Source organism: Goodfellowiella coeruleoviolacea (assembly GCF_024171785.1).
GTDB lineage: Bacteria > Actinomycetota > Actinomycetes > Mycobacteriales > Pseudonocardiaceae > Goodfellowiella > Goodfellowiella coeruleoviolacea.
Window position 1 is genome coordinate 138,602 of sequence record NZ_JAMTCK010000001.1, and the last position, 19,896, is coordinate 158,497.

2 protein-coding genes (1 of these 2 running past the window's edge) are annotated in these 19,896 nt (G+C 76.7%); both read right to left on the reverse strand.

All coding sequences use genetic code 11. The features are described 5' to 3' along the window. Positions 1-17,681: the 5' portion of a non-ribosomal peptide synthase/polyketide synthase gene (locus LX83_RS00480; RefSeq protein WP_253765732.1), read on the reverse strand. Its footprint begins 1,117 nt before the window's first position; only the first 17,681 of its 18,798 coding nucleotides appear in the window; it begins with the start codon at positions 17,679-17,681; its stop codon lies beyond the left edge, outside the window. Positions 17,682-17,742: 61 nt separating this feature from the next. After that, complete coding sequence (locus LX83_RS00485) at positions 17,743-19,872, reverse strand: multicopper oxidase family protein (protein ID WP_253765734.1); 2,130 nt, start codon at positions 19,870-19,872, stop codon at positions 17,743-17,745. Between the last annotated feature and the right edge of the window lie 24 nt (positions 19,873-19,896).

A 19,896-nucleotide genomic window follows, 5' to 3' on the forward strand; every position in this document is an offset into this window, starting at 1 on the left:
CCGGCCCTGGCCGGACCGGGGTCGAGCCACACGAACCGGGCCAGCACCCCAGCGGTCGGGTCGAGCCGGCCGGCCGCCGCGGCCAGGTGGTCGTCGGCCAGCTGCTCCGGGGTGGTACCGGAGCGGCTGGTGTCCACCCGGGTGAGCAGCGACTCGGCCAGGCCGGGCCGGCGGGGTTCGATGCGCAGCACCGGCTCGGCCGGGTCGTCGAGCACCAGCCGGCCGCGCAGGGCGTCGTGCCGGTCCAGCAGCGCCTGGAGCACGGCGGCCAGCCCGACGTGGTCGATGCCCACCGGCAGCCGCACCAGCACCGACTGGCAGAACCGGTCGATCGGGCCGCCGCGGTCCAGCAGCCGCCGCATGATCGGGGTCAGCGGCGCCGCGCCCACCGCGGCGCGGTCCTCGGTGGCCGCCGGGGCGGTCGCGGTGGCCAGTGCGGCGAGCGCGGCCGGCGTGCGGTGTTCGAAGACCTGGCGCGGGGTGATCCGCAGCCCCTCCCGGCGGGCCCTGGCGACCAGCTGGATCGAGACGATGCTGTCCCCGCCGAGGGTGAAGAAGTTGTCGTGCACCCCCACCGAGGGCAGCCGGAGCACCTCGGCGAACAGCTCGGCCAGGACGCGTTCCCGCGCGTCGCGGGGGCGGGCGTCGCCGCGCGCCGCCGCGAAGTCCGGTTCCGGCAGCCGGTCGGCGTCCAGCTTGCCGTTGGCGGTCGTGGGCAGCTCGTCGAGCACCACGAACGCCGCCGGCACCATGTAGTCCGGCAGGTGGGCGGCGGCGTGCGCGCGCACCGACTCGACCCGCACCGGCTCGTCCCGCACCTGCTCGTCCCGGACCGCCCGCTCGCGGGCCGCCACCAGGTAGGCCACCAGCCGGCGCCGGCCCGACGCGTCCTGCCGCAGCACCACGACCACCCGGCTGACGTCGGGGTGACCGGCCAGCACCACCTCGATCTCCGGCAGCTCGATGCGGTAGCCGCGCAGCTTGACCTGCCGGTCGGCGCGGCCGGCGAACTCCATCCGCCCGTCCGCGCGCCAGCGGCCCAGATCGCCGGTGCGGTACAGCCGGGAGCCGGGCGGCCCGAACGGGTTGGCCACGAACCGCTCGGCGGTGCGCCCCGGCTGGCGCAGGTAGCCCCGGGCCAGCTGGGGGCCGGCGAGGTAGATCTCGCCGACCGCTTCCTCCGGTGTCGGGCGCAGGCCGGCGTCCAGCAGGTAGACCGAGGTGTTGGCCACCGGCCGGCCCAGCGCCGGCCGCGTGCCCGGCTCGATCGGACAGCTCAGCACGTCCACTGTGGACTCGGCCGGCCCGTAGAGGTTGACCGCGTGGGTGCCGGGTGCGGCGGCGAGCTGGTCCCACAGGGCCGGCGGCACCGGCTCGCCGCCAAGCGCCAGCAGGACCGGCGGGCGCGGCCCGGCCAGCAGACCGGCCGCGACCAGCTGCTCGACCTGGGTGGGGGTGGCCTGGATGACCCCGATGCCGGCCGTGTCCAGCTGGGCCACCAGCCGGTCCGGGTCGCGTCGGGTGGACTCGTCCACCAGGTGCAGTTCGTGGCCGGCGAGCAGCCACAGCAGTGGGTTCAGCGCGGCGTCGAAGGAGAACGACGCGAGGTGGGCGACCCGCGGCCGGGCGCCGCCCGCCCGCTGCCGCGCCGGCGCGAACAGGGTGGTGCGGTGCCCGGCGAACAGGGTGGCCAGCGCCCGGTGGGACACGGCCACGCCCTTGGGCGTGCCCGTGGAGCCGGAGGTGTAGATGACGTAGGCGAGCTGGTCCGGCGCGGGCGGCGCGAGCAGGTCGGCCGTGCCGAGGTCGGCGGCGGAGAAGTCGGCCAGCGCCGGGTCGGCCCCGCCGGAGTCGGCCACCTCCAGCACGTCCCAGCCGGGCGCCAGCAGCGTCCGGGTGGTGGCGTCGGCCAGCACCAGGACCGGCGCGGCCTCGCGGAGCATGCCGCTGACCCGCTCCGCCGGGTAGTCCGGGTCCAGCGGCAGGAAGGCGCCGCCGGCCTTGGCCACCGCGAACACCGCGGCGACGAACGCCGCCGTCCGGGGCAGCAGCACCGCGACCACGCGCTCCGGTCCCACGCCCCGCGCCACCAGCAGCCGGGCCAGCCGGTTGGCCCAGGCGTCCAGGTCGGCGTAGCTGTGCGCCACCGCACCGGCCACCAGCGCGGTGTCGGTCGGTCGCTGGGCCACCTGGGCGCGCAGCAGCTCGGCCAGTGCGGCGGTGGCCGGTGGCGCTGCGGTGCTGTTGTATCCGCGCAGCAGGCGGTCCCGCTCGTCGTCGGACAGCACGTCGATGTCGGCCAGCCGGGTGCGGTCGGCCGTGGCCAGCCGGCCGAGCACCCGGGTCAGCCGGGCGGCGAGGCGGTCGGCCGCCGGGGCGGACAGCAGGTCCGGCCGGAACTTCACGTGCAGGCGCAGCTCGTCGCCGGTGGGCTGGACCAGCAGGCTCAGCGGGTAGTGGGTGGCGTCCTGGCCGGAGACACCGGTGATGGCCAGGCCGGCGGCGCGCTGCGCACCGGTCAGTTCGGCCGCGTCCAGCGGGTAGTTCTCCACCACCAGCAGCGTGTCGAACAGCTCGCCGACCCCGGCCAGCCGCCGCAGCTCGGCCAGGCCCAGGTGCTGGTGGTCCAGCAGGGCCGTCTGCTCACGGCGCAGCCCGACCAGGGCGGCCGCGACGGTGTCCTGTTCGGACAGTCGCACCCGGACCGGCAGGGTGTTGACGAACGGGCCGACCATCGCGGCCACGCCGGGCAGGTCGGCGGGCCGGCCGGAGACCACGGTGCCGAACACCACGTCCCGCTGGTTGGTCAGCCGGCCGAGCACCACCGCCCAGGCCAGCTGCAGCACGGTGGTCAGGGTCACGCCGTGCCGGCGGGCCAGCGCGACCAGGGGCCCGGCCGGGGCCGGCACCACGAGTTGCTCGGGTGGCACCGGCGGTCGGGTCGGGTCGGGGTCGACCAGCAGGGTCGGCCCGGCCAGGCCGGCCAGTGCCCGCGCCCAGGCGCGCTCGGCCTCGGTCTGGTCCCGCTCGGCCAGCCAGGACAGGAAATCCCGGTAGGGGCGGGGCACCGGCGGTGCCGCCCCGGTCGGCTCGGCCGCGTAGAGCGCGAGCAGGTCCCGCACCAGCAGCGGGTTGGACCAGCCGTCGGTGACCAGGTGGTGGCTGGTGAGCACCAGCCGGGCCCGGTGGCCGGGCAGCCGGACCAGGGTCAGCCGCAGCAGCGGGCCGAGGGCCAGGTCGAAGCGCTCGGCCCGGTCGCGGGCGAGCAGGTCGGCCGAGGCGGCCTCGGCCGCCGGCGCGGCCAGTCCGCTCAGGTCGGTCTCGGTGAGCCGCGCGGCCACGCGGTCGGGCACGACCTGCACGGCACTGCCGGAGGCCAGGGGGGCGAACCGGACGCGCAGCGCGGGATGGCGGTCGAGCAGGGCCTGGGCGGCGCGCCGCAGCCGCGCGGTGTCCACGGCGCCGGCCAGCTCCAGGGTGAGCTGCACGGTGTAGACGTCGGCGCCGGCGTCGTCGAACAGGCTGTGGAACAGCAGGCCCCGCTGCAACGGGGTGAGCGGCCACACGTCGGCCAGCCCGGGGTGGTCGCGCTCCAGCTCGGCCACGTCCGCCGGGGACAGTGCTACCAGCGGGAAGTCCGACGGGGTCCGCCCGCGCGCCTCGGCCAGGCGGGCGGCGCGGGTCAGCGCGTCCAGCGCGGCGCACCACCCGTCGGCCAGCTCGGCCACCTCCCGCTCGGTGAGCACGCCTGCCGGGTAGGACCAGCGCACCCGCAGTCGCGGCCCACCCGGTCCGTCCACTGTGGAGGCGTTGATGTCCAGGGCGGTGGCCGCGGCCAGGCCCTCGTCCACCCCGTCGCCGGCGCCGGGCTCGGGCGCCACCGACCAGTCGGTGTCCTCGGCCAGGCCGAGGCCGACCCGGCCCAGGTAGTTGAAGCAGAGCTGCGGCGCGGGCAGCCGGGCCAGCTCGGCGCCGGCCACCGGGTCGAGGTGGCGCAGCACGCCGAAGCCGATGCCGCCCGGGGGCAGGGCGCGCAGCTGCTCCTTGACCTGTTTGACCGCCTGGCCCGCGGCCGCGCCACCGGCCAGCGCGGCCGGCACCGCCACCCCGGTCAGGTCCAGCCGGACCGGGTAGCGGCTGGTGAACCAGCCGACCGTGCGGGACAGGTCCTGCCCGTCGGCCAGGTGCTCCCGGCCGTGTCCCTCGACCGCCACGAGCACCGGGGCGACCGGGTCGGCGCCGGCCGGCCGGTCCCGCCAGGCGGCCACGGCCAGGGCCAGGGCGGTCAGCAGCACGTCGGACACCCTGGCGTGCCAGGCCGAGGGCACCGTGGTGAGCAGCGGCTCGGTCAGGTGCGCCGGCAGCGTCCGCCAGACGTGCCGGACGGTGGCCACGGTGTCCACGGCCGGGTCCAGTGGGCGGCGGCCCAGCAGCGGGTCCGGCCCGGCCAACTGCTGCCGCCACACGTCCAGCTCCGGTCCGGCCGGGTAGCGGCGCAGCGCGTGCGCCCACTCCCGGAACGAGGTGCCCACCGGGGCCAGCGCCACCGGCTCGCCCCGGGCCACCGCGGCCCACGCCTGGGCCAGGTCCGGCAGTAGCACCCGCCAGGACACCCCGTCGACCACCAGGTGGTGCAGCACGACGACCAGCCGGCCGGGCCGCTCGCCCCGGTCCAGCCAGGCCAGTCGGGCCACGACCCCGCGTTCCGGGTCGAGCGCGGCGACCGCGTTGGCGTGCGCGTGCGCGACCAGCTCGGGCAGGTCCGCGTCGGTGCTGCCGACCGCGTCGACCCGCTCGACGAGCGAGCCGGCATCTACCGTGCCCGGCTCGGCCACCACCAGCTCGCCCGGTCCGTCCACATCGGACGGCACCAGGGTGGCGCGCAGCACGTCGTGCCGGTCGACCAGCGCGGACACCACGGCGGTGAGCTGGTCCTGGCGCATCCCCGCCGGCGTGCGCACCACGGTGTGCTGGGAGAACCGGCGGATCGGGCCGCCGCGGCCGGCCAGCCAGCGCATGATCGGGGTGGCCGGTATCCGACCGGTGCCCGCCCGGTCCTCGGTGCTGGCGCCGCCGGGCTGGGCCGCCGTGGCCACCTCGGCCAGGCCGGCCACGGTGGGGTGGTCGAACACATCCCGGGGGCGCAGCCGCAGGCCCGCCGCCCTGGCCCGGCTGACCAGCTGGATGGACACGATGCTGTCGCCGCCCAGGGCGAAGAAGTCGTCGTCGGGGCCGACCCGGTCGCGGCCGAGCAGCTCGGCGAACACCTGGGCCAGCACGGCCTCGGCGCCCGCCCGCGGTGGCCGGGTGTGCTGCTGGCGCGGCGCGGCCGGGGCCGGCAGCGCCCTGCGGTCGAGCTTGCCGCTGGGGGTCAGCGGGAACGCGGCCAGCACCACGATCTCGGCGGGCACCAGGTGGTCGGGCAGGGTCGTGGCCAGGGCCGCGCGCAGCTCCGCCGGGTCGCAGTCGCGGTCGGGCCTCGGCGTCACGTAGCCGACCAGCCGCCGGGTGCCCGGGGTGTCCTCGCGCGCCACCACGGCCGCGTCGGCCACTGCCGGCAGGGCGGTGAGCGCCGCCTCGACCTCGCCCGGCTCGATCCGGAAGCCGCGGATCTTCACCTGCTCGTCGGCGCGGCCCACGAACCGCAGCTCGCCGCCGGTGGTCCAGCGGACCAGGTCGCCGGTGCGGTACAGCCGCTCCCCCGGCGAGCCGAACGGGCTGGCCACGAACCGCTCGGCGGTGCGGCCCGGCTGGTTGAGGTAGCCGCGGGCCAGCCCCGGCCCGGCCAGGTACAGCTCGCCGGTCACCCCGGGTGGCACCGGCCGCAGCGCCGCGTCCAGCACGTGGGCGCGGGCACCGGCGATCGGGCGGCCGATCGGCGGCGCGCCCGCGGTGTCGTCCGGGTCGGTGGGTGCGAACCACGCGGTGGCGTACACCGTGGCCTCGGTCGGGCCGTAGGCGTTGACCACGCGCGCGCCCGGCAGTGCCGCGCGGACCCGACCGAGCAGCCGCGCGCCGAACACCTCGCCGGCCGCGATCAGCACCCGGGCGTCCAGCCGGGGCGGCGGGTCGGCCAGCACCGCGTCCAGCACCGAGGGCACCCCGCTGACCAGGCCCGCGGTCCACGCCCGGTCCGGGTCGGCGGCCAGCTCCAGCAGGTCGGCGGCCAGTTCCACACCGCCGCCGCAGACCAGCGGCACCAGGGTCTCGATCACCGAGACGTCGAAGTTCAACGACGTGGTCGCCAGCGTCCTGGCCAGCGCGGCCGGCCCCAGCGCGGTGCGCGCCCATGCGGCCAGGTTGAGCACGGCGCGCTGCGGCACCACCACGCCCTTGGGGCGGCCGGTGGACCCGGAGGTGTAGCTGACGTAGGCCGGGTGCTCGCCGTGGCCGGGCGCGGGCCGTTCCCGGTCGGTCACCTCCCCGTCGGCCAGGCCGGCCAGTTCCTCGGCCACCTCGGGCGCGTCCAGGCACAGCCGCCGGGCCGCCGCCGGCAGCCGCCCGGCCAGTGCCGTGGTGGTCAGCACCAGCACCGGGTCGGCGTCGGCGACCGTGAACGCCAGCCGGTCGGGTGGGTAGGCGGGGTCCAGCGGCAGGTAGGCGCCGCCGGTCTTGGCCACCGCCAGCAGCGCCACCAGCAGCTCCGGCGTGCGCGGCAGGGCGATGCCGACCAGCCGCTCCGGGCCCGCTCCCCTGGCCAGCAGCGCCCTGGCCAGCCGGTTGGCCCGCCGGTCCAGGTCGGCGTGGCTGACCACGCCCGAGGGCGAGAACATCGCGGGCGCGGTCGGGGTGGCGGCCGCCCACCGGTGGACGGCCGCGTGGATGGTGGCTGGCGCGTCCGTGCGCGCGGGCGGGCTGGGGTGGCCGCCGGCCAGCAGCCAGCCGCGCTCGTCGGGCAGCAGCACGTCCAGCTGGCTCAGCCGGGTCCGCGGGCGGGTGACCACCTGCTCCAGCAGCCGCAGCCAGCGCCGGGTCAGCCGGTGCGCGGTGTCGTGGTCGAACAGGTCGGCGCGGTGCACCAGCGCGCCGCGCAGCCCGGCCCCGGCCGGGTCGTCGACCAGGGCGAGGGTGAGGTCGAACTTGGCCGTGCCGGTGTCGATCAGGTCCACGTCCACGGCCAGGCCGGGCAGGTCCGGGCGCACCGGTTCGCGCCGCTGGTAGGACACCAGCACCTGGAACAGCGGGTGCCTGGCCAGCGACCGGGCCGGCCGCAGGTCGTCCACGACCTGCTCGAACGGCACGTCCTGGTGGTCGAGCGCGGCCAGCACCACGCGGCGGGAGCGCGCCACCAGTTCCCGCGCGTCCGGGTCGCCGGTCAGGTCCAGGCGCAGCACCAGGGTGTTCGCGAAGAAGCCGACCAGCTCCCGCACGGCCTCGTCGTCCCGGCCGGCGACCGGCGTGCCCAGCGGGATGTCCGTCCCCGCGCCCAGCCGGTTCAGCAGCGCGGCCAGCACCGCCTGGCAGACCATGAACACGCTGGCGCCGGCGCGCACCGCGAACTCCCGCAGGGCCCGGTCCAGGTCGGCGGGCACCTGGAAGTCCACCACGCCCCCGGTGTGCGACGGGGTCGCCGGCCGGGGCCGGTCGGTGGGCAGGGTGATCTCCTCGGGCAGTCCGGCCAGCTCCGCGCGCCAGAACCGCAGTTGCCGGCCGAGCACGCTGTCCGGGTCGGTCGCCTCCCCCAGGGTCTGCCGCTGCCAGAGCGCGTGGTCGGCGTACTGCACGGGCAGCGGTGCCCAGTCCGGGGCCTGGCCACGCAGCCGGGCGCGGTAGGCGGTGGCCAGGTCGGCCACCAGCGGACGCAGCGACCACTCGTCGCAGGCGATGTGGTGCTGGGTGAGCAGCAGCACGTGCTCGTCCGTGCCCGAGGTGACCAGGGTGGCGCGCAGCGGGACAGCGGCGGCCAGGTCGAACTCGTGCCGGGCCGCCTCGGCGAGGTGGTCGGCCAGCCGCTCGGCCGTGCTGGTCACCTCGACCAGGTCCACGGCCACCTCGGCGGGATCGCGCACCACCTGCCTGGGCACGCCGTCGACCTCGGGGAAGACCGTGCGCAGGCTCTCGTGCCTGGCCAGCACGTCGGTCAGGGCGGCGCGCAGCGCGGCGCGGTCCAGCCGCCCGGACAGCCGCAGCACCACGGGCACGTTGTAGGCCGGGTGGGGGCCCTCCAGCCGGTGCAGGAACCACAGCCGCTGCTGGGCGGGGGACAGCGGCAGCGGGTCCGGTCGCGGCTGGGCGCGCGGTGCCGGCCGGCTGGACCGGGCCCCGGTCAGTCGGCGCGCCAGCTCGGCCGCGGTGGGCGCCTCGAACACGGCGCGCACGGACAGCTCGGCGCCGGTGGCCGCGCGGAGGCGCGAGACCAGCCGGATGGCCAGCAGGGAGTGGCCGCCCAGGGCGAAGAAGTTCTCGTCCGGGCCGACCTCGGCGACCTCCAGCAGGTCCGCGAGCAGCGCGCACAGCAGTTCCTCGCGCTGTCCCACCGGCCGGCGGGCGGTGGGACAGCGCACCCGTTCCGGCGCGGGCAGCGCGGCCCGGTCGAGTTTGCCGTTGGTGGTCAGCGGCAGGTCGGGCACGAGCACGACCTCGGCGGGCACCAGCTGCTCGGGCAGCCGCGCGGCCAGGTGCTCGCGCAGCGCCTCGGCGTCGACCGCGGCGGGTGCGGTGAGCACCGCGTAGGCCACCAGGCGCCGGTCCGCCGGCCGGTCGGCGCGGGCCACCACCGCGGCCCGGCGCACCGCCGGGTGGCCGGCCAGCACCGCCTCGACCTCGCCAGGCTCCACCCGGAAACCCCGGATCTTCACCTGGTCGTCGGCGCGGCCGACGAACTCCAGGCGGCCGTCCGGCCGCCAGCGGGCCAGGTCGCCGCTGCGGTACATCCGTTCGCCCGGCGCGTGCGGGTCGGCCACGAACCGCTCGGCGGTCAGCGCGGGCTGGCCGTGGTAGCCGCGGGCCAGGCCGGCGCCGGCCAGGTACAGCTCGCCGACCACGCCCACGCCGACCGGGCGCAGCCAGGCGTCGAGCAGGTGGGCGCGCATGCCGTCGAGGGGCCGGCCGATCGGGGTGTCCACGGCCGGGGGCCGGCCGGCGGTCATCGGGTGGCGGGTGGCGAAGGTGGTCGTCTCGGTGGGGCCGTAGCCGTTGACCACGGTCAGGTCCGGGACGGCCGCCAGCACCCGGCGCACCGCCTCGGCGGACACCACGTCCCCGCCGGTCCACACCTCGCGCAGGCCGCGCAGGGCGGCCGGGTCCTCGTCGGCCAGCACGGCGAACAGCCCCGCGGTCAGCCACAGGCCGGTGAGGCCGTGCGCGTCGACCAGGTCGCGCACCCGCCCCGGGGTCAGCTCGCCGTCCGGGCACACCACCACCCGGCCGCCGCGCAGCAGCGGAACCCACAGCTCGTAGGTTGCCGCGTCGAACGAGTGCGGCGAGTGCAGCAGGACCCGCTCGTGCCCGCCGCCGTCCCAGCACCGGTCGCCGGCCAGCGCGGCCACGTCCCGGTGGGTGACCGCGACCCGCTTGGGTGTCCCGGTCGAGCCGGAGGTGACCATCACGTACGCCAGCTGGTCGGGGTGGCCGGGTGGGAAGTGCTGGCCAGCCGGATCGGTGTGGGCTGGCTCGGGCTGGTCCAGGCGCAGCAGCGGCAGGCCGGCCCGCGCGGCGAGGTGGGCGTGCTCGGCGGTGGCCAGCAGCAGTGCCGCCCCGGTGTCCCGCAGCAGTCCGGCGGCGCGGTCGGCCGGCTGCCCGGGTTGCAGCGGCAGGTAGGCGGCGCCGGCGCGGACGACCGCGAGGATCGCCACGACCAGGTCGGCCGAGCGCGGGCAGGCCAGCGCGACGACGTCCTCGGTGGCCACGCCGTGCCCGCGCAGCCGGGCCGCCAGCGCGCTGGCGCGCGCGTCCAGCTCCGCGTAGGTCAGCTCGGTGTCGCCGGCGAGCACCGCGACCGCGTCGGGCGCGCGGCGCACCACCGCGGCGAACCGGTCGGTGAGGGTGCCGGCGGGGCGGGCCGGCGCGCCGCTACCCCAGTCCACCAGGACCTGGCGGTGTTCGTCCGGGGTGAGCAGGGCGGCCCGGCTGATCCGGGCGTCGGGGTCGGCCACCACGGCGTCGAGCAGCCGGCACAGCCAGCCGGCCAGCCGCTGGACGGCCGGCCGGTCGAACAGCGCGGTGCGGTAGTTGATGACGCCCGCCATCCGGTCGGCGCCCTGCTGCTCGGTGAAGGAGAAGGCCAGGTCGAACTTGGCGGTGGGCAGCCGGACCGGGCGGACACTGCTGGTCAGCTCGCCCCACCGCAGCTCGTCCGGCTGGGTCTGGTGCATCACCAGCACCCGGAACAGCGGGGTGCCCGAGGCGTGGCGGGTCGGGCTGACCGCCTCGACCACGTGGTCGAACGGCACGTCCTGGTGGGCGTAGGCGGCGAGGTCGACCTGGCGGACCCGGGCGAGCAGGTCACGGAAGCTCGGGTCGCCCGAGGTGTCGGTGCGCAGCACCAGGGTGTTGACGAAGAACCCGACCAGCTCGTCCAGTGCGGTGTCGTCCCGGCCGGCCGAGGGCGCGCCCAGCGGCAGGTCGGTGCCGGCGCCCAGCCGGGTGAGCAGGGCGGCGACCGCGGCGTGCAGCACCATGAACGGGGTGGTCCTGGTCTGCGCGGCCAGCTCGCGGATTCCGCGCAGCGCCCGGGGCGACGGGGTGAACTCGACGTGGTCGCCGGCCTCGGCGTCCGCCCGGGCGGTCGGGCGGGGCGTGGCCAGCGGCAGCTCGTGCCGGTCCGGGACGTCGGCGAGCACGCGGACCCAGTGGGCGAGCTGGCGGCCCGCCCGGCTGGCCGGGTCGGCGCGCTCGCCGAGCAGCTGGCGCTGCCACAGGCCGTAGTCGGCGTACTGGACGGGCAGCGGCGCCCAGTCCGGGGCACGGCCCTGGCCGCGTGCCCGGTAGGCCGTGGCCAGGTCGCGCAGCAGCGGGCCGAGCGACCACTCGTCGCAGGCGATGTGGTGCACCAGCAGCAGGAGCACGTGCTCGTGCCGGGCGGTCCGGAACAGGGTCACCCGCACCGGCGGGGTGGCGGCCAGGTCGAGGCGGCGGTCGGCGGCGGCCAGCAGGTCCGCGTCGATCGTCTCCGGCGCCGACCCGACGGGCTCGCCGGGCAGGCACGCGGCCAGCGCGGCATCGCCCGGGGGCAGCACCTCCTGGTGCGGGCCGCCGTCGCGCTCCGGGTAGCGGGTGCGCAGCACCTCGTGCCTGCCCAGCACGTCGGCGACGGCCTGGCGCAGCGCGGCGGGGTCCAGCGGCCCGCGCAGGGTCACCGCGATCGGCACGGTGTAGCTGCTGCCGCCGGTCAGCCGGTCCACCAGCCAGAGCCGGTGCTGGGCGAACGACAGCGGCAGCGGCTCCGGTCGCGCGGCCGGCCGGAGTGCGGGACGCGCCGTGCCCGCGTCGGCCACCAGCGCGGCCAGCTCGCGCACGGTCGGGGTGTCGAAGACCTGGCGCAGCGGCAGCTCGGCGCCCAGTTCCGCGCGCACCCGGCCGACCAGCCGGGCGGCCAGCAGCGAGTGGCCGCCGGCCGCGAAGAAGTCGTCGTCGATGCCGACCTCGGGCAGGCCGAGCAGGTCGGCGAACACCGCGCACAGCCGGCGCTCCCCGTCGGTGCGCGGGGCCACGCCGGTGAGCCCGGCGGACCGGGTCGGGGCGGGCAGGGCCCGCCGGTCGACCTTGCTGTTCGGCAGCAGCGGCAGCGCGTCCAGCAGCACGAACGCGGCCGGCACCTGGTGGGCGGGCAGGCTGGCCGCCACGTGCCGGCGCAGCTCCACCGGGGTGGGCCGGCCCGCGCCGGCCTCCGGTGCCGCCACCACGTAGCCGACCAGCTGGGCGCCGGTGGCCGCGTCCGCGCGCGCCACCACCACGCTGGCCGCCACCAGCGGGTGGCGCGCCAGCACCGCCTCGACCTCGCCAGGCTCCACCCGGAAACCGCGGATCTTCACCTGGTCGTCGACCCGGCCGAGCATGTCCAGCTGCCCGTCCGGGGTCCACCGGACCAGGTCGCCGGTCCGGTACATGCGGGCGCCGGGCGCGCCGAAGGGGTCGGCCACGAACCGGGCCGCGGTCAGCGCTGGCTGGTTCAGGTAGCCCCGGGCCAGTCCGGCGCCGCCGAGGTACAGCTCACCGGCCACGCCCGGCGGGACCGGGCACAGGCCCGCGTCCAGCACGTGGGCGCGCTTGTCCACGTCCGGCCGGCCGATCGGCACCGGACCGGCGGTGAAGCCGGGCGGACAGGTCCACAGGGTGGCGTTGACCGTGGACTCGGTCGGACCGTAGGCGTTGACCACCGGGTGGTGCGCGGCCCACCGGGCGATGAGGTCGGGCGGGCAGTGGTCGGCGCCGACGATGACGGTCATGCCGTCCGGCAGCGCGCGGTCGGGGATGGTGGCCAGCGCGGCGGGCGGCAGGTCCACGTGGGTCAGCGCGTGCCGGGTGACGAACGCGGCCAGTTCCGGGCCCAGCCGCTGCTCGGCCGGCACCACGGCGAGCGCGCCGCCGGCGAACAGGCTCATCGCCAGCTCGGAGAACATCATGTCGAAGCTGGGCGAGGCGAACTGGAGGTGCCGGGTGCCCGGCCCGGTGCCCACGGTGCGGTCCCAGGTCCGCACCAGCCCGGTGATCCCCTCGTGCGTGCTGACCACGCCCTTGGGCGTGCCGGTCGAGCCCGAGGTGTAGATCAGGTAGGCGGCGTTGGTCGGGCGCAGCGGCGCGGTGCGGTCGGCGTCGGTCGGGTCGGTGGCGGGCAGGCCGGCCAGTTCGGCGGCCAGCTCGGGGGTGTCCAGCAGCAGGTGGGGCGGCGCGCCGCCGGGCACGGCCACGGCCGAGGTGCTGAGCACCAGGGCGGGTCGGGCGTCGCGCAGCACGAACGCCACCCGCTCGGCCGGGTAGTCCGGGTCGACCGGCAGGAACACCCCTCCCGCCTTGACCACGGCGAGCAGGCCGACCAGGACCTCGATCGAGCGGGGCAGCAGCACCGCGACCACCCGCTCCGGGCCGACACCGCGCCGGATCAGCGCGTGCGCCAGCCGGTTGGCCCTGGCGTTGAGCTGGTCGTAGGTCAGCCGCACGGTGTCGTCGAACAGGGCGAGCGCACCGGGATCGACGGCGACCTGGTGCTCGAAGATCGCCGGCACGGTCCGCGGGGCCAGCCCGAGCACCGGGCCGCGGCCCAGGTCCAGCTGCCGCCGCCGCTGCGCCGGGGACAGGATCTCGATCCGGTGCACCGGCCGGTGCGGGTCGTCGGCCACGGCCGTGAGCAGGGTGACCAGCCACTGGGCGAGGCGGGCGACGGTGTCGCGGTCGAACAGGTCGGTGCTGAACTCGATGCGCCCGTGCAGGCCCGCGTCGCGCGCGTGCTCGGTCAGGGTGAGGGCGAGGTCGAACTTGGCGGTGCCGGTGTCCAGCAGGGCCCGGTCCACGGCCAGGCCGGCGAAGTCCGCCGGCCGGTCCCCGGCCGACCGGAAGTCCAGCATCACCTGGAACAGCGGGTGGCGGGCGGCGGACCGGACCGGGTTGACCGCCTCGACCAGCCGGGCGAACGGCAGGTCCTGGTGGGACAGCGCGGTCAGGTCGGTGTCGCGCACCCGGTGCAGCAGTTCGGTGAAGGTCGGACCGCCGGAGGTGTCGGTGCGCAGCACGAGCGGGTTGACGAAGAAGCCGACCACCTCGTCGAACGCCGGGTCGGTGCGGCCGGCCACCGGGACGCCGATGGGCAGGTCCTCCCCCGCGCCGAGCTTGGTGAGCAGCGCGGCCAGGGCCGCGTGCGCCACCATGAACATGCTCACCCCGCTGGCCGACGCCAGGGCCCGCAACCGGGCGTGGGTGTCGGCCGGGACGGTGAAGCCCAGCGCGTCACCGGCCCCGGTGGGGTGGGTCGGGCGGGGCCGGTCGGTGGGCAGGGACAGTTCCTCGGGCAGCCCGGCCAGGGTCCGCCGCCAGTGCGCCAGCTGCCGGGCGCCGAGGCTGCTGTCGTCGTCCGCGTCGCCGAGCAGGTCGCGCTGCCAGCGCACGTGGTCGCGGTAGCGCAGCCGGGGCGCGGGCCAGTCGGGCGCGGCGCCGGCCAGCCGCGCGGTGTAGGCGGTGGCCAGGTCGGCGACCAGCCGGTCCAGGGACCACTCGTCGGCGATGACGTGGTGCAGGAGCACCAGCAGCACGTGGTCGGCCGGCCCGAGGTGGAACAGCCGGAACTCGACCGGTGGCCCGGCCAGCGGGTCGAGCGGCCGGCGCACCAGCTCGGCCAGCACGGCGTCGATCCGGTCGGCGGTGCACGTGCTGGTGCGCAGCGCCGGCCAGGACGCCGGCTGGTCCACCACCACCTGGCTGACCGACTCGCCGGTGTCGCGGATGACCGTGCGCAGGCTCTCGTGCCGGGCCACCACGTCGCGCACGGCCTCGGCCAGTGCCCCGGCGTCGAGGTCGCCGGACAGTCGCAGCGCCAGCGGGATGTGGTAGGTGGCGCCGGCACCGGTCATCCGGTGCAGGAACCACAGCTGCTGCTGGGCGGCGGACAGCGGCACGGGGCCGGGCTCGGCGCTGGCGCGCGGCACGGGCCTGGGATGCGTGCCGCGTGCCAGGTGCCCGGCCAGCGCGGCCGGGGTGGGCGCGTCGAACACCTGCCGGACCGGCAGCTCCGCGCCGAGCACCGCGCGCACCCGGCCGGCCAGCCGGATCGCGGTGAGCGAGTGCCCGCCGAGGTCGAACAGGTTGTCCTCGACCCCGACCTCGCGCCTGCCGAGGACCTCGGCGAACAGCTGGCACAGCACCTGTTCGGCGGGTGTGCGCGGCGGGCGGCCCCGGGCGGAGCCGTCGGCGTCGGGGACGGGCAGCGCGGACCGGTCGAGCTTCCCGTTGGGGGTCAGCGGCAGCGCGTCGAGCACGACCACGGCCGAGGGCACCAGGTAGTCGGGCAGCTGTTCGGCGAGTGCGGCGCGCAGCCCGGCGCGGTCGAGCGCGGCCGCCTCGCCGGTGGGCACCACGTGGGCGACCAGGCGGCGGGTGCCGCCCGGCTCGGCCGGTGCGGTCACCACGGCGCGGGCCACGCCGGGCTGGCGCAGCAGCGCCGCCTCGATCTCGCCCGGCTCGATCCGGAAGCCGCGGATCTTCACCTGGTCGTCGACCCGGCCGAGCACCTCCAGCACCCCGTCGCCGCGCCACCGGGCCAGGTCACCGGTGCGGTAGAGCAGCGATCCGGGCCGGCCGAAGGGGTTGGCCACGAATCGCCCCGCGGTCAGCGCCGGCCGGTTGAGGTAGCCGCGGGCCACCCCGCGGCCGCCGATGTACAGCTCGCCCATGGCGTCCGGCCGCACCGGGGTGAGCGCCCGGTCCAGCAGGTGGACCTGGGTGTTGTCGATGGGCCGGCCGATCGGCGGGTCCCCGGCCGGGTCCTCGGCCAGGGGCCATGCGGTCGACCAGACCGTGGTCTCGGTCGGGCCGTAGAGGTTGGTCACCTCGGCGCCGGCGGCGCGCAGTCCGGCGGCGAGCGCGGCCGGCAGCCGCTCCCCGCCGACCAGCACGCGCAGTCCCCGCACCGGGCTCGGGTCGTGGGCCAGCAGGCCCGTCCACAGCGCCGGGGTGGCCTGCGCGACGGTGGCGCCGCAGCGGGTGAGCAGCGCGGCCAGCAGCGCCGGGTCGCGCGTGTCGTCCCGGCTGGCCAGCACCACGCTGGCGCCGGCGAGCAGCGGCAGGTACAGCTCCAGTGCGGCGATGTCGAAGCCGACCGTGGTGACGGCGAGCAGCCGGTCGGTCGGCCGCAGCGGCACCACCGCCCGCATCGCGTGCAGGAAGTTGACCAGGTTGGCCGAGGTCACGATGACGCCCTTGGGGGTTCCGGTGGACCCCGAGGTGTGGATGACGTAGGCCGCGTGCTCACCCCGGCGCGCACCGCCCGTCTCGGCCGAGGTCGGGTTGGTGTCGGGGCCGCTGCCCTGGTCGGTCCCCGGGGCGAGCCGGACCGTCCCGATTGGACTGTCCACTTCGGTGTCCGGGGTGGTCACCAGCACGGCCGGTCGGGCGTCGGCCAGCATCGCGGCCAGCCGGGCCGGTGGCAGGTCCGGGTCCAGTGGCAGGTAGGCGGCACCGGACTTGGCCACCGCCAGCAGCGCCACCACCAGTTCGGCCGACCGGGGCAGCAGGACCGCCACCAGCCGCTCGGCGCGCGCGCCGTGCGCGATCAGCCGGTGCGCCAGCCGGTTGGCCCGGGTGTTGAGGTCGGCGTAGGTCAGCTCCTGGTCGGCGTGGACCAGGGCCACCTCGGTGGGGGTGCGGGCCACCTGGGCCTCGACCAGGTCGGCCAGCCCCTGCTCGGGCACGTCCCGCTCGGGGCCGGCCGCCGCCCGGGGTTGGCGGGTCACCCGCAGCGTCCCCAGTGGCGGGTCGGCGGGCGCGGCGGCCAGCTGGCCGAGCACGTCCTGGAACGCCGCCAGGTGCTGGGCCAGCTCGGTGGGCCGGTAGCAGTGGGGGTTGGCGTCGAACTGGAGCAGCACGCCGTCCCGGGGCGCGCCGCTGACCGTGATGGTCAGGTCGTCCACGGCACCGGCGGCCAGGTGGTGCACGGTTGCCGGGCTGCCGGCGAAGTCCAGCCGCGTGTCGAACGGCTTGATGTTGATCCACGGTCCCACCAGCCGGCGGTCCTGGCCGAGCAGCCGCAGGTCGCGGCGGATGTCCTCGCCTCGGTAGCGCTGGTGGGCGCGCAGCGCGCGCAGTTCGGTCCGCACGCCGGCGAGCAGCTCGCCCAGGCTGGTCCACGGGGACAGGTCCAGCCGCAGCGGCAGCACGTTCACGGTGCTGGCCGGAACCCGCGCGGCCACCGAGCCCAACCGGCCCATCACCGGCAGGCCCAGCACCACGTCGCTGGCACCGGTGCACCGGTGCAGCAGGGCGGCGCCGGCCGCGATCACCAGTTCCGCCCAGCCGGCCCCGCCTCGGGCGGCCAGCGCGGCCAGGCCGGCCGCCACCTCGGCGTCGAGCACGGCGGTCTCCCGCAGGAAGCGGTGCGCGGCCGGCGCCGTGCGCGTGGCCAGGCTGGCCACCTCGGGTGGGCCGGCCAGCCGCTGTGTCCAGAAGCGACGGTCAGCGGCGCGGGCCGGGGACGACCAGTAGGCCAGGTCCTCCTCGACCAGGGCGCGCAGCGGCTGGAACGGGGCGGTGCTGGGCGGCTGTCCGGCCAGCACCGCCGAGTAGCGCTCGGCGACCCGCCTGGTGATCATGGCGAACCCGTAGGCGTCCAGCAGGATGTGGTGGAACCGCTGGTACCAGAAGTGCTTTTCGGGGCTCAGCCGCAGCAGCGCCTCGGTGAACAGCGGCCCGTCGCACAGGTCCACCGGGGTGTCCAGGTCCGCGCGCATCCACGCGTGCGCCGCCCCGGCCGGGTCCGCCCGTCCGCTCAGGTCCACCACGGCCAGCGGCTGCTCCGGCAGCGGCGAGATCCACTGCACCGCCTCGCCCCGCTCGGTGGTGAACCGCGCCCGCAGCCCGTCCGCATCCGCGAAGGTCTCCCGCACGGCCTCGGCGAGCGCGGTGTGTTCGAGCGGTCCGGTGATCTCGACGTACTCCGCGGTGTTGTAGGTCGGGTTGTCGCGATCCACCCGCTGCGCGTACCACAGGCCGGCCTGGGCCGCGGTCAGCGGGAGTGGTGTGGTGCCGAGGTCGGTCATTGACGCTAACTCTCCCGGTGGCTGGGGAAAACCCTTCGGCGTATGTCCGATGTGGACGGTGTTAGTGCGCGCCGCCCGTTCCGTCGTGGCCGCGGTGCGGGTCCATCGCCAACACGGCGGACGGCATCACCACGAAGGGCCGCATCATCGCCATGTCCTCGTGCTCGTAGTTGTGGCAGTGGTAGACGTAGCGCCCGCTCACCCCGGTGAACCGGGCGGCGACGGTCACCTTCTCGCCCGGCGAGAGCGAGGTGACGTCCTTCCAGCCCCGCTCGCCCGGCCCGACCTGCCTGACGCCCACCCGCTTGATCGGGGTCACCGTGCCGCCGCCGAAGCTCACCCCGTCGGCCAGCCGGAAGTACTGGAAACCCCTGACGTCCCAGGCTTCCCTGGCCAGCACCTGGAAGGAGGTCGCGTGCAGGTGCATGGGGTGCGGGAACGCGCCGGCGGCCGGTTCCAGGCTGAGGAAGGACCAGCGTTCCCAGGAGTCCCGCTCGACGTAGTAGTTGACCGGTTCGCTGGGCAGGGTGGCGATCCGCCGGTAGGTGCTGACGCTGCCGTCGTCCTCCTGGATCTGCACGATGCCGTCGATGGGCAGCGGCCCGGTGGGCGGGTCGGTCCGCTCCATCTCCCACAGCTGCGCGTCCGGCGGGGACACCGGGGTGACCATGACGAGCCGTTCCGGTCGGCCGGCCAGGTCCTGGTCGGTGACCCGGGTGAACGAGCCGGAGACGACCGGGGGCAGCCTGAACTCGTCCCGCACCCGGCCGTCGCCGACCCGGAACTCCATCACGTGGGGGACGGGCGGGGTGGCGTAGCGGTTGGTGATCCGCACCCTGCGCCCGGCCAGCGCGCGGAAGTCGACCAGCAGGTCGACCCGTTCCGCCGGCAGCACCACCAGGTCCGCGTCCACCGCGGTGGGCGCCGGCAGCAGCCCGGCGTCCGCGCCGATCTGGTGCACGGTCCCCGCCGGCACCCGCTCCCCGTGCTCGTCCTCGAAGCGCAGGCTGTACGGCCGCATGTTGGCGGCGTTGAGCAGGCGGAACCGGTACCAGCGCGGCTCGACGTCCAGATACGGCCAGATGACGCCGTTGACCACCGAGTACGGGCCGGTGAACGGCCGCACCAGCCGCACGCCCTGCGGCTGGGTGACGATCGTCTTGTACAGCAGGCCGCCGGTGAGCCGGCCCCGCTCGTCGGTGTCCAGGTTGTGGTCGGACAGGATCAGCGGGATCTCGTAGCGGCCGGACGGCAGCCGCAGGGCCCGCTCCTCGTCGTCGCGGATCAGGTACATGCCCGCGGTCAGCCCGGTCAGCACGTTGAGGTGGGTGATGTGCATGGCGTGGTCGTGGTACCAGAGGGTGGCCGCGGCCTGGTCGTTGGCGTACTCGGACAGCTGCGAGTCACCCGGCAGCACCGCGTTCTCCGGCCAGCCGTCCTGGCCGCCCCCGGTCAGCGCGCCGTGCAGGTGCACCGCCACCCACGGGGGCAGCGCGGCCACGTCGGCGCGGGGCGTGCCGCCCTCCCGGCCCGGCCGGTCCCACTGGTAGGGCTGGCTGCCCACCGCGAAGGGCAGTTCCACCACGGGCAGCGGGTACTCGCCGGTGAGTTCGTTGGTCCAGGTGACGCGGAGCCGCTGGCCCCGGCGCACCTCGATGGTCGGCCCCGGGTAGTGGCCCTCGTAGGCCCAGACCCGGGTGTGCGGCAGCTGGGCGTGCAGTCGGGTCCAGCTGGTGCGCATGCGGACGGTGCCGTGCCAGACGCCGTCGCGTTCGCGCAGCGGCAGGGTCGGCGGAATCCGCAGCGGGTCCTGGAACGGGGTGAGTTCGGTGGCGCTCGGCGCGGGGTCGCCGGGCGGCCGGGCCAGTGCGACCGGCTGGACGGCGCCGGCCGGTTGGCCGGGGCGATGTGCGGCGTGTCCGCCCGCGCCGGGTTGGGCCGCCGCGGCTGGCGCGGGGTCGGCCGGTCGGCGGGCCAGGGCCGCACGGCTCATCCCGTAGGCGAACACCGCGAGGGAGGCCACTCCGGCGGTGCCGCCCAGCAGTTGGCGGCGGCTGAGGCCGGGCGCGTCCGCGCTGCCGTCCTGGCCGTCCCGGCCAGGCTGGTCGGGCTGGCCGTCCCGGTCGGGCTGGCCGTCCTGGCCGGTGCCGTCGGCGGGGTGGTCGGTGGCTGTTCGGTCCTGGGCGGCCATCCGGGTACGGCTCCTTTTCGTCTC